Annotated in this window: 10 protein-coding genes; 8 read left to right on the top strand and 2 right to left on the bottom strand. The window is 69.2% G+C overall.

Going from position 1 to position 10,489, the window contains the following annotated elements:
* Together ACWELQ_RS25745 and ACWELQ_RS25740 are read left to right on the top strand one after the other, a co-directional pair.
* Nucleotides 1-1,117 (top strand): AAA family ATPase (locus tag ACWELQ_RS25745; RefSeq protein ID WP_452399615.1); only part of this gene is annotated, 1,117 nt, incomplete at its 5' end.
* A gap of 90 nt (nucleotides 1,118-1,207) precedes the next feature.
* Nucleotides 1,208-1,849: an HAD family acid phosphatase gene (locus ACWELQ_RS25740; protein WP_452399614.1), complete on the top strand. Its 642-nt coding sequence runs from the start codon at nucleotides 1,208-1,210 to the stop codon at nucleotides 1,847-1,849.
* Between the two features lie 8 nt (nucleotides 1,850-1,857).
* Here the strand turns inward: ACWELQ_RS25740 and ACWELQ_RS25735 are convergent, their stop codons facing one another.
* Entirely contained in the window at nucleotides 1,858-2,775 is a 918-nt protein-coding gene (locus tag ACWELQ_RS25735) for an NmrA family NAD(P)-binding protein (protein WP_452399613.1), read from the bottom strand.
* A gap of 103 nt (nucleotides 2,776-2,878) precedes the next feature.
* On the opposite strand from ACWELQ_RS25735, the gene ACWELQ_RS25730 reads away from it, so the two are divergent.
* Nucleotides 2,879-3,742: a TetR/AcrR family transcriptional regulator gene (locus ACWELQ_RS25730; protein ID WP_452399612.1), complete on the top strand. Its 864-nt coding sequence runs from the start codon at nucleotides 2,879-2,881 to the stop codon at nucleotides 3,740-3,742.
* 401 nt (nucleotides 3,743-4,143) lie between these two features.
* Complete coding sequence (locus ACWELQ_RS25725) at nucleotides 4,144-5,079, top strand: hypothetical protein (RefSeq protein ID WP_452399611.1); 936 nt, start codon at nucleotides 4,144-4,146, stop codon at nucleotides 5,077-5,079.
* Between the two features lie 13 nt (nucleotides 5,080-5,092).
* Here the strand turns inward: ACWELQ_RS25725 and ACWELQ_RS25720 are convergent, their stop codons facing one another.
* A complete protein-coding gene (locus tag ACWELQ_RS25720; protein ID WP_033086087.1) occupies nucleotides 5,093-5,482 on the bottom strand; it encodes a DUF2237 family protein in 390 nt (129 codons plus the stop codon).
* Nucleotides 5,483-5,697: 215 nt separating this feature from the next.
* Between ACWELQ_RS25720 and ftsY the strand changes: the two genes are divergently transcribed.
* From ftsY to ACWELQ_RS25700, 4 genes are all read left to right on the top strand, one after another.
* Nucleotides 5,698-7,470, top strand: coding sequence for a signal recognition particle-docking protein FtsY (gene ftsY / locus ACWELQ_RS25715; protein WP_452399610.1), 1,773 nt, complete (start codon nucleotides 5,698-5,700; stop codon nucleotides 7,468-7,470).
* Between the two features lie 261 nt (nucleotides 7,471-7,731).
* On the top strand, nucleotides 7,732-9,078 hold the full coding sequence (locus tag ACWELQ_RS25710; protein ID WP_452399616.1) for an ammonium transporter: 1,347 nt from the start codon (nucleotides 7,732-7,734) through the stop codon (nucleotides 9,076-9,078).
* Nucleotides 9,079-9,083: 5 nt separating this feature from the next.
* Complete coding sequence (locus tag ACWELQ_RS25705) at nucleotides 9,084-9,422, top strand: P-II family nitrogen regulator (protein WP_326309191.1); 339 nt, start codon at nucleotides 9,084-9,086, stop codon at nucleotides 9,420-9,422.
* A gap of 131 nt (nucleotides 9,423-9,553) precedes the next feature.
* On the top strand, nucleotides 9,554-10,489 hold a 936-nt coding region (locus tag ACWELQ_RS25700), incomplete at its 3' end, for a [protein-PII] uridylyltransferase family protein (protein ID WP_452399609.1).

The raw sequence follows: 10,489 nt of genomic DNA, 5'->3' as shown, positions 1-10,489 counted from the left end.
CGCCCGCGCCGAACGCGCGCACGCCGCCCGCCGCCAAGCCGCCGCCGTGGCCGCGGTGGTCGCCGAATCCGCCGAGAAGGTGGCGGGCGAACTCGAACAGGTGGTCGCGCAGGCGTCGGCCCGCCGCGACGAGTTGGTGCGCCGCCGTAGCGAATTCGCGGCCCAGGTGGAGCAGACCAAGGAACGCGCCCGCGCCCTCACCGCCCAGCTGACCCAGCTCACCGACACCGTGCACCGCGACGAGGTGGCCCGCGCCCAGGCGGCATTGCGCATCGAACAGGTCGAGACCACCATCTCCGAACAGTTCGGCCTCAGCCTCGACGATCTCATCGCCGAGTACGGCCCCGACGTCCCCATGCCGCCCACCGCGCTGGAGATGATGGAGTACGAGGCGGCCCGCGAGCGCGGCGAAACCGTCAGCGAACCCCAGCCCATGCCCTACGACCGCGCCACCCAGGAGCGCCGCGCCAAGCGCGCCGAGAAGGACCTCGTCACCCTCGGCAAGGTGAATCCCCTTGCGCTGGAAGAGTTCGCGGCGCTCGAGGAGCGCTACACCTTCCTCAACACCCAGCTCGAGGACGTCAAGAAGGCCCGCCAGGACCTGATGGACGTGGTCGCCGAGGTCGACGAGCGCATCCTGCAGGTGTTCACCGAGGCCTACGAGGACGTGGAACGCGAATTCGAGGGCGTGTTCTCGCGGCTATTCCCGGGCGGTGAGGGCAGGCTGCTGCTCACCGATCCCGCCAACATGCTGACCACCGGCGTCGAGGTCGAGGCCCGCCCGCCGGGCAAGAAGGTCAAGCGGCTGTCGCTGCTCTCGGGCGGCGAGAAGTCGCTGGCCGCAGTGGCTTTCCTGGTGTCGATCTTCCGCGCCCGGCCGTCCCCGTTCTACGTCATGGACGAGGTCGAGGCGGCGCTGGACGACACCAACCTGCGCCGGCTCATCGGACTGTTCGAGCAGCTGCGGGAGAAGAGCCAGCTGATCGTCATCACCCACCAGAAGCCGACCATGGAGGTCGCCGACGCGCTCTACGGCGTCAGCATGCGCGGTGACGGCATCACCCAGGTGATCTCGCAGCGGTTGCGCGGCGAGAACCTGGTCGGCGCCACACCCTGACCACGGTCGGTCCCGGTGAGCGGGAATTCTGCTGCACGCCAATGTGAAATGCCTGCGGGTCGTATGGGGTAGGCGCTAGCGTCCCGCCCCATGAGACGCTCCATCGCCGTACTGGCCGCCGGCCTCGTCGTCGGACTCGCCGCACCCATGCCCCTCGCCCTGGCCGATTCGGGATCCTCCGGATCGGCCTCGGGCTCAGGCACCGGATCCCTGTCCGGGTCGGGCGGCAACAGCAATCTGCCGCCCTACAGCCAGTGGATCAGCGACGTCACCACGGTGGCCAACGCCGCCCAGACCTACCTGACGACGGCGCTGCCCGGAGCCACCAAGCCCGCCATCGTGTTCGACATCGACAACACGGTGCTCGAGACCAGCTACCACCCGGGGCCGATCACCCCCGCCATCCCGCCCATGCTGAAGCTGGCGCAGTGGGCGAAAAGCCAAGGCGCGTCGCTCATCTTCGTGACCGGGCGGCCCGCGCTGCTCGGCTTCTACACCCAGATCAACCTCAGCTCCGTCGGCTACTCCGTGGACGGCCTCTACGGCGGCGGCCTCACCACCGGCTCGGCGGGCGCGGGCGCGCTCGCCGACTACAAGACCGCCACCCGCGTCGCCATCGAGGGCCAGGGTTACACCATCGTCGCCAATATCGGCAACAGCGCCTCCGACCTGTCCGGTGGGCACGCCGAACAGACCTTCAAACTGCCGGATTACAACGGCGCCCTGCCCTGATCGGCCTCTCAGCCCTGATCGGCCGCCGATTTCAGCCGCGCCGCACCGGATTCCGCCAGCCAGGTCTCGAAAGTCCGCAGTCCCGGATGGATTTCGCGCAGCGCGGCGATATCGGCATGCCAGCCCTGGCCCTGCCGCGACAGCCGCCAAGCCGCCACCACCTCCGGACCCATCGCCTCGGCCTCGACTTCCGGGGCCTCCTCGTAGCGCACCGGTATGCCGATGGCGGCGCTGATCGCCGCCGCACCCTCGAGCATGGTGAGCGCGTCACCCGCCAATTCCAAAGTCTGCCCGTGGAATCGGGCCGGATCGTCGAACGCCAGCTGCGCGAACACGGCGATATCGTCGACGGCGATGGACTGGATCGGCCGATCGGCCGGGAACAACTGCCGATGCACGCCATTGTTGATGCCGTCGATCGGGAACCCCCGCATGAGGTAGTTCTCCATGAACCGCACCGGCCGCAGGATGGTCCAGTGCAGGCCGCTCTCGCGCAGCGCCGCCTCCACCTGCCGCTTGCCCTGCGCACCCCACTTCCCGTCCTCGGTGTAGGACGCGACGGTCGTGAACACGATGAACTCCACCCCGGCCGCCTTCGCCGCGACGAGGAACCGGGTGCCGCGCTCGACCTCCAACCCGACATCCCAGCCGTTGGGGCCGAAAGTGGCGGGCGGCACCAGGAATGCCGCGCCCACGCCCGCCAGGGCGGCCTCGATACTGCCGGGATCGTCGAAATCGCCGACGCTCAATTCCGCGCCCGCCGCCGCGAGCTCCTGCGCGGCAGACGATCGCGCGTCCCGCACCAGCGCCCGCACCCGCCGCCCCACGGCCAGCAGCCGCCGCGTGGTCGCGCCGCCCTGCTTGCCGGTCGCCCCGGTCACCAGGATCAGATCATCGCGAGAAGACAGTTCATCACGAGAAGACATTGTCGCCCGTTCGTTCGGTAGTATTCGGGTCGGCTGACCCGAATATGAACGCTAGAAGCGCCCGTTTCCGTTGGCCACCATCGGAAAGGACCCGCGTAACGAAATGTCCGCGCCCGCCCTGCCTCAGACGCAGCCCGCCGCGCCCGGCGGCCAGCCCATGCGGAGTGCCGCGGACGATTGGTCCGCGCCGAACGGTCGGGCCGACTCCGAAGTTCGGGCCGCCGCGAATAATCGGGCTGATGCGCGGCGCAATCGCGCGCTGGTGCTCGCGGCCGCGCATCGCGCGCTCGCGGAGGGCGGGGTCGCGGTCTCGCTGGCCGAGGTGGCGCGCCGGGCGGGTGTCGGCGCGGGCACCGTGTACCGGCATTTCCCCACCAAAACCGCACTGCTGGAAGCGGTTATGCAGCAGCGCATCGACCGGCTCACCGGATTGGCGCACCGCCTGCGAGACGCTCCCGACGCGGGCGCGGCGTTCTTCTCCTTCTGCACCGAGGTGATCGTCTCCAGCCACCGCAACCAGGCCATGTGCGACATGGTCAGCAACGACGGCTGGCCGCGCGAACTGGTCCGGGACGCGGGCGCGCGCTTCCATGCCGCCCTCGGCGACCTGCTCACCGCCGCCCAGCGGCAGGGCGCGGTGCGCACCGATCTGCTGCTGTCGGATGTACTCGCCCTGTTCACCGGATGCGTTGCCATCCAACGCCTCAGCCCCGGCCAGGAACTGTCGCGCCCCGCCGCGCTGGTGCTGGATTCGATGCGCGCCCGCCCCACGACGCCCGCCGTAACGAAACGCCGGAACCCCTCCGCCCGGAGTGACGAAACCTCCGCCCGTAACGAAACCCTGATATCACTCTGCCCCATCTGCACCGCGCCGATCCACCCCACCGGCACCGGCCGCCCTCCCCGCTACTGCTCACCCGCCTGCCGCCAGAAAGCTCACCGTCGTCGCCACGCCGCGACCGCCTAGCCCTCGGTTCCCGCGCGACAGGTCATTCCGGACCATCCGATTCCGGGTCATAGGTGGGCGCGAACCTCGATCGGCTATCGCCGCACAGTCGCCGACCAGCGGCGCTCGCTACTTGGATACCGCGCCGGCCCGCCGTACCGTGGGCGATGGTCAGGCGGCCGTGAGGTGCAACGTGTAGTGCGCCGCGTTTTCGCCCTCTGAACACGTCTATTCCGGTGCGGCGGTTCACCGGTGTCCGCGCCCACTGTGAAACTCGTTGGGGCGCTTCGTGACCTGGGTGTGTCCGAAACGGTGCGAAGGTGTGACGAGACGGCTGAGATGGTGAAAAACGCTGGTAGAGGGCCATATACGGTGTCTTTGTTACCACCCGCAAACCGGCAGTGGGGAAGTACGCTCCCTGCGTGGTTTGGGTGTCGGCCGCGACGTTCGGTGTCGCATGGTGGCTCGGTTTGTATCTGCTGGCGCGGGATCCGCGAAAGCCGTTGTTACGCAGGGCGGCCGTCGGGTTGCTGGTCTACGCGGCCGCGGTGGTGACCGATCGGCTGGCCGGGGGGAGTCCCTGGTTCGACGGGGTGCGGATCGTGCTGGTGTGCGCCCCGGTACTGGCCTTCAGCGGCGTGTTCGTGCGGCTGCTGCCCGCCCGCGCCGTCGAGCGCGTGGACCGCGTGTGGCGGGTCGGGCTGATACCACTGTGCGCGCTGCTGGCCATGCCCGCCGCGGGCGGCTTCCTGCCCGCCGGGTATCTGCTGGGCGCGCTCACCCTGCTGGCCCTGCTGGGCACCATGCTGGGCATGCTCGGCCAGCACGCCGAATGGTCGGAGGACTCACGCCGCTCGGCGTCGGGGCTGCTCACCGTGGGCGCGCTGCTGCTCGGGCTGAGCGCGGCCCTGATCCTGCTGGGCCTCAATGTGCTTCCGCGCACCGCCATGCTCTCGGTGGTGGCCGCCGACCTGGTGGTGCTGGGCCTCGGCATCGCGGTGATCGACGCCTACGACGAGGGGGAAGCCTTGCGCGCGGGCATGATCCACTCGCTGGTCGTCTCGGCCGCCACCGCCGCGGTGTTCGGTGGCCAAGCCGCGCTGGCGCTGGCCTTGGCGGGGGAGCGCCCCGCCCTGGTGTCGTTGCTGTTCGGCGCCATCGCCGCCGCCATCACGCTGCAAGTGCTCAACGCGCCCTTGCAGGCGGGCGCCGACCGGTTGGCCTTCGCCTCGGACCCGCGCCTGTTCGCCGCCCGCGTCGAAATGCGCAGCGCGACCGAAGCTCTGCTGCGCGCGACCGGGGAGGGGCTGCGCGCAGGCGGGGACGGGCTGCGCAGGGGCGGGGACGGCGGGATGTAGTCGGCCGAGCGGCCTACAGCAGGTCGCTCACATCGTCGGGAACATCGACGGCGTATTTGCGGAGCGTGTCCATCGGGACGACCTCCAGGGCGTTCTCGTGGGTGGCGGCCAGCACCACCGGCGCGGCCACCCCGTCCTCGTGGGCGTGCAGCCAGCGCACGGCCACCACGCACCACCGGTCACCCGGTTGCAGGCCGGGGAAGTTGTTCTCCGGCCGCGGGGTGACGAGGTCGTTGCCGATCGACTTCTGGTGCTCCAGAAACTCCGCGGTCACCACCGTGCAGACGGTGTGGCTACCCAAGTCCTCGGGACCGGTGCTGCAGCATCCGTCCCGGTAGAAGCCGGTGAGAGGATCGGTGCCACACTCCTCCAGCGGTCCCCCAAGCACATTTCGATCGGTCACGTCGCCGATCCTATTGTCTCGGTGTCGCATTCGCCGCTCCTTCCGCACTGTGGCACGTAGACGGGCAGACCGGTCGGTCGTTGTTGGGTTTTCCACGGCCCACCCCGGCGTGTCGACGCTTCCACGGTATAGCCGTGTGATAAACGACACTGCTCCTCGACGCCTCGGTCGGTGTGTGAAACCGGCAATACAGGTGCCTCTGAAAGGATGGGGCCGTGACGACTGCAGAAGTTTGGATTCTCATCGCGGCGATCGCCGCGGTGCTGCTCGTGGCGCTGGTGGCCGGGTACGGCCTCAACAGGCGCCGCCGGATCTCGCTGACCCCGGAGACCACCGAAACCAAGGAGGTCACCGACCGGTCGGGCGGATACCAGGCCTCGAGCGGATTCAGCTTCAGTCAGGGGAGCGCGGCGGAGAAGGAGAAGGTCCCGACCACGCCGAAACCCCCGCTGCCCGAGCGCACCGACGACGAGGGCCAGCCACACGTCGGCGACGACGCCGCCGTCCCGCGCGACGCCGCCAAGCGCACCATCACCAATGTCCGCCTGCCCGACCCGGTCCAGGGCCCCGAACCCGCCCCCGAGACCGCCGAGTCCGTCACAGCCGCCGAATCCACCGACGGGAGCGGTCAGCCTGCTGCCGAATCCACCGACCCGGCCGCCGCGACCGACCCGGTGACGACCCCGGCCGAGGAGACCGCGACCGGTCAGGCCCAGGCGGCCGCTGATTCGCAGGCCACCGCCGAGTCCGGTTCGGCTGCTCCGACTTCCGGCGGCGCGCCCGAGGCCGCCGAGTCCAACGCCGCCGAGTCCAATGCCGCCCGCGGGGAGGCGGTGGAGGCCGCCGCGCAAGCCGGTGAGTCCGCCGCCGACACTGCCGCCGGAGACGTTGCCGAGCAGCCGGTTTCGGAGGAAGCCGCCGCGGAGGAGGCCGCCGAGGCCGCTGTCGCCGCCGCCGAGGTGGCCGCCGGTGCGGAGGCCGCGGTCGCCGCGCGGGCCACCGCCCCCGAATCCGCCGCGCCCGCGCCGACTTCCGCTCCGGCGGAGGCTCCCGCCATCGCCGAGATCGAGCCCACCGCGGGCCGTCTCACCCGCCTACGCGGCCGCCTGTCGCGCTCGCAGACCGCCGTCGGCAAGTCGCTGCTCGGCCTGCTCGGCGGCGGCGATCTGGACGAGGAGTCCTGGGAGGAGATCGAGGACACCCTCGTCATGGCCGATCTCGGCACCGCCAGCACCGCGGTCATCGTGGAGCGGCTGCGCGAGGAGATGGCCTCGCGCAGCGTGCGCACCGCCGCCGAGGCGCGCGCGGTGCTACGCGAGGTGCTCGTCGAGGCGCTACGTCCGGAACTGGATCGCTCGATCCGCGCGCTGCCGCACGCCGATCACCCCTCGATCCTGCTGGTCGTGGGCGTGAACGGCACCGGAAAGACCACCACCACCGGCAAATTGGCGCGCGTGCTGGTCGCCGACGGCCGCCGGGTGCTGCTCGGCGCGGCCGACACCTTCCGCGCCGCCGCCGCCGATCAGCTGCAGACCTGGGGCGAGCGCGTGGGCGCGGAGACCGTGCGCGGCAAGGAGGGCGCGGATCCCGCGGCCGTCGCGTTCGACGCGGTGAGCGCCGGCATCGACCGCGGTGTGGATGTCGTGCTCATCGACACCGCCGGCCGCCTGCACACCAAGACCGGCCTGATGGACGAGCTGGGCAAGGTGAAGCGCGTCGTGGAGAAGAAGGCGGCGGTCGACGAGGTCATCCTGGTGCTGGACTCGACGGTCGGCCAGAACGGCCTGATGCAGGCCCGCGTGTTCGCCGATGTCGTGGATATCACGGGTGTCGCGCTGACCAAACTGGACGGAACGGCCAAGGGCGGCATCGTCTTCCAGGTGCAGCACGAGCTCGGCGTACCAGTCAAACTGGTCGGTTTGGGAGAGGGCGCGGATGATCTCGCCCCCTTCGAACCGGGCGCCTTTGTCGACGCTTTGCTCGGATAACAACCCCTGAACTGCATCGATACCGAAATCAACATCAACCTCACAATGTCGTCGTAACAGTGGCGCGGTTTCGGAAACGTGACCGCAACACTGCAATCTCATCCGTTCACCTACGCGAAACGCCGCAGGATCACGGCGGAAACACCGACTGACGAATCTCATTGCAGGCTTATTCGCAGGTTGCTGCGGGGCTCATGATGAGGAGGACAAAAGGTGGCGTACCCACTCGTTGATTTGCCGAACACCGGCGACACGGCATGGATGCTCGCGAGCTCGGCATTGGTGCTGTTGATGACCCCTGGGCTCGCGTTCTTCTACGGCGGCATGGTCCGTGGCAAGAACGTGCTGAACATGATCATGATGTCCATCAGTGCGATGGGCATCGTCGGCGTCCTATGGGCGATCTTCGGATTCTCCACGGCGTTCGGCAATGACAAGTTCGGACTGATCGGCAATCCGACCCAGTTCTTCGGACTCAAGGGCCTGATCGGCTCGGATTCGCACGCGGCCGTCGCCGCCGATCCGTCCAAGGGCATCCAGGCCGCCGACGCGGTCGGCATCCCGCTGGCGGGCAACACCGGCATCCCGATGACCGTGTTCGTGGCCTTCCAGCTGATGTTCGCGATCATCACCGTCGCCCTGATCTCGGGCGCGGTCGCCGATCGCCTGAAGTTCGGCGCGTGGGCGCTGTTCGCCGCGGTGTGGGCGACCGTCGTCTACTTCCCCGTCGCGCACTGGGTCTTCGACTTCAACGCCACCGACTCGGACGGCAACATCATCCACGCGGGTGGCTGGATCGCCAACAAGCTCAAGGTGATCGACTTCGCGGGTGGTACCGCCGTCCACATCAACGCCGGTGCCGCGGGTCTCGCGCTCTGCCTCGTCCTCGGCAAGCGCAAGGGCTGGCCCAAGACCCCGATGCGCCCGCACAACCTGCCCTTCGTCATGCTCGGCGCCGGTCTGCTGTGGTTCGGCTGGTTCGGCTTCAACGCCGGTTCGGCGCTGTCCTCCAACGGCACCGCGGGTTCCACCTTCCTGACCACCACCTTCGCCACCTGCACCGCCATGCTCGGCTGGCTGCTCGTCGAGAAGATCCGTGACGGTCACGCCACCTCGCTCGGTGCCGCCTCGGGCATCGTCGCCGGTCTGGTCGCCATCACCCCGTCCTGTTCCTCGGTGAACGTGCTCGGCGCACTGGCCATCGGCCTGGTCGCCGGTGTGGCCTGCGCCCTCGCGGTGGGCCTGAAGTTCAAGCTCGGCTTCGACGACTCGCTCGACGTGGTCGGCGTCCACCTCGTCGGCGGCATCATCGGCACCCTGATGGTCGGCCTGGTCGCCACCGCCGAGGCGCCGGCTCACGTGAAGGGTCTGTTCTACGGCGGCGGCTTCGACCAGCTGTGGCGTCAGGCCGTCGGTGCCGGTGTGGTTCTTGCGTTCTCGTTCATCGTGACCCTGATCATCGCCTTCGCCATCAAGTTCACCATCGGCCTCCGCGCTACGGAGGAAGAGGAGTTCGTGGGCATGGACGAGTCCGATCACGCGGAAACGGCATACGATTTCGCTGCTGTGGGTGGTGCGGCGCGCACCGCCGCCGTCAAGGAGGCATGACGAAAATGAAACTGATCACTGCGATCGTTAAGCCGTTCACCCTGGAGGACGTGAAGACCGGCCTGGAGCAGGCGGGCGTGCTGGGCATGACCGTCAGCGAAGTGCAGGGCTACGGACGCCAGAAGGGCCACACCGAGGTTTACCGCGGTGCCGAGTACTCGGTCGACTTCGTCCCGAAGGTTCGGGTCGAGGTGGTCGTGGACGACGCCTCCGTCGACAAGGTCGTCGAGGTCATCGTGGAAGCCGCCCGCACCGGCAAGATCGGTGACGGCAAGGTCTGGGTGACCCCGGTCGACGCGATCATCCGGGTGCGCACCGGTGAGCGCGGAGCCGACGCCCTGTAAGCACAGGTAGAGCTCTGTAATCACAGGCAGATCCAGAGGCGGCCCCGGCCTCCGTCGGCGTCCCAACGACCGGCGGAGGCGGGGCCGCCCCCATGTGGGGCGACGAACTGAATCGAGATGGGTGGTGGGACGTGGGTTTTCAGCAAGCACGCGACGAGAAGGCCGGAGCCGACAAGGGTTCCAACGGTGCTTCGGATCTGGTGAGGGCCCGCGATCAACTGCTCGCTGAGCACAGCGCCAACGGCCGCACCTCGCGGCTGGACGCGGAAGCTCTGCGGGAAGCCCTGGTGGACCTGTTCGACCTGTGGCTGACCACCAAGGGGCACGAGGTCGGCATCACCGCCGACAGTGGCCTGGCCATCGTCGCGGTGGGCGGATTGGGCCGCCGGGAAATGCTGCCCTATTCCGACCTGGATCTGGTGCTGCTCTACGACGGGATCGACCCCAAGCGGGTCGCCGAGGTCGCCGATCAGCTCTGGTATCCGCTGTGGGACGCCCACATCAAGCTCGACCACAGTGTGCGCACCGTCCCGCAGGCGTTGCGGGTGGCCTCCGACGATCTGACCGCGGCCCTCGGCATGCTCGAGGCCCGGCACATCGTCGGCGACGAAGGATTGAGCAGCCTGCTCATCACGGGCGTGCGACGGGACTGGCGTGCCGGAGTCCGGTCCCGTTTCGACGCCCTGCTCGAGCAGGCCCAAACCCGCTGGCGCAGAAGCGGAGACGTCGCCCACCGCGCCGAGCCCGATCTCAAGAACGGCCGCGGCGGACTGCGCGACATCCAGTTGCTGGACGCCCTCGCCATCGCACAACTGACCGACGCCATGCCGGGGCTCGGTCCGGAAGTGCCCGGCGGCGGGCTCAAACAGGCGCATCGCCGCCTGCTGGACGTGCGCACCGAACTGCATCGGGTGGCGGGCCGGGCCCGCGACCAGTTGCGGGCGCAGGACGCGGACGAGATCGGGGCCGCCCTGCGCCTCGGGGACCGCTTCGATCTGGCCCGCACGCTCAGCGACGCGGCCCGCACCGTCAGCTATTCCACCGACGTCGGCCTGCGGACCGCCGGG

The sequence above is a fragment of the Nocardia sp. NPDC004722 genome, assembly GCF_053601505.1.
Note: the sequence above shows the minus strand (reverse complement) of the source record. Positions and strands in the feature narration are given on the sequence as shown.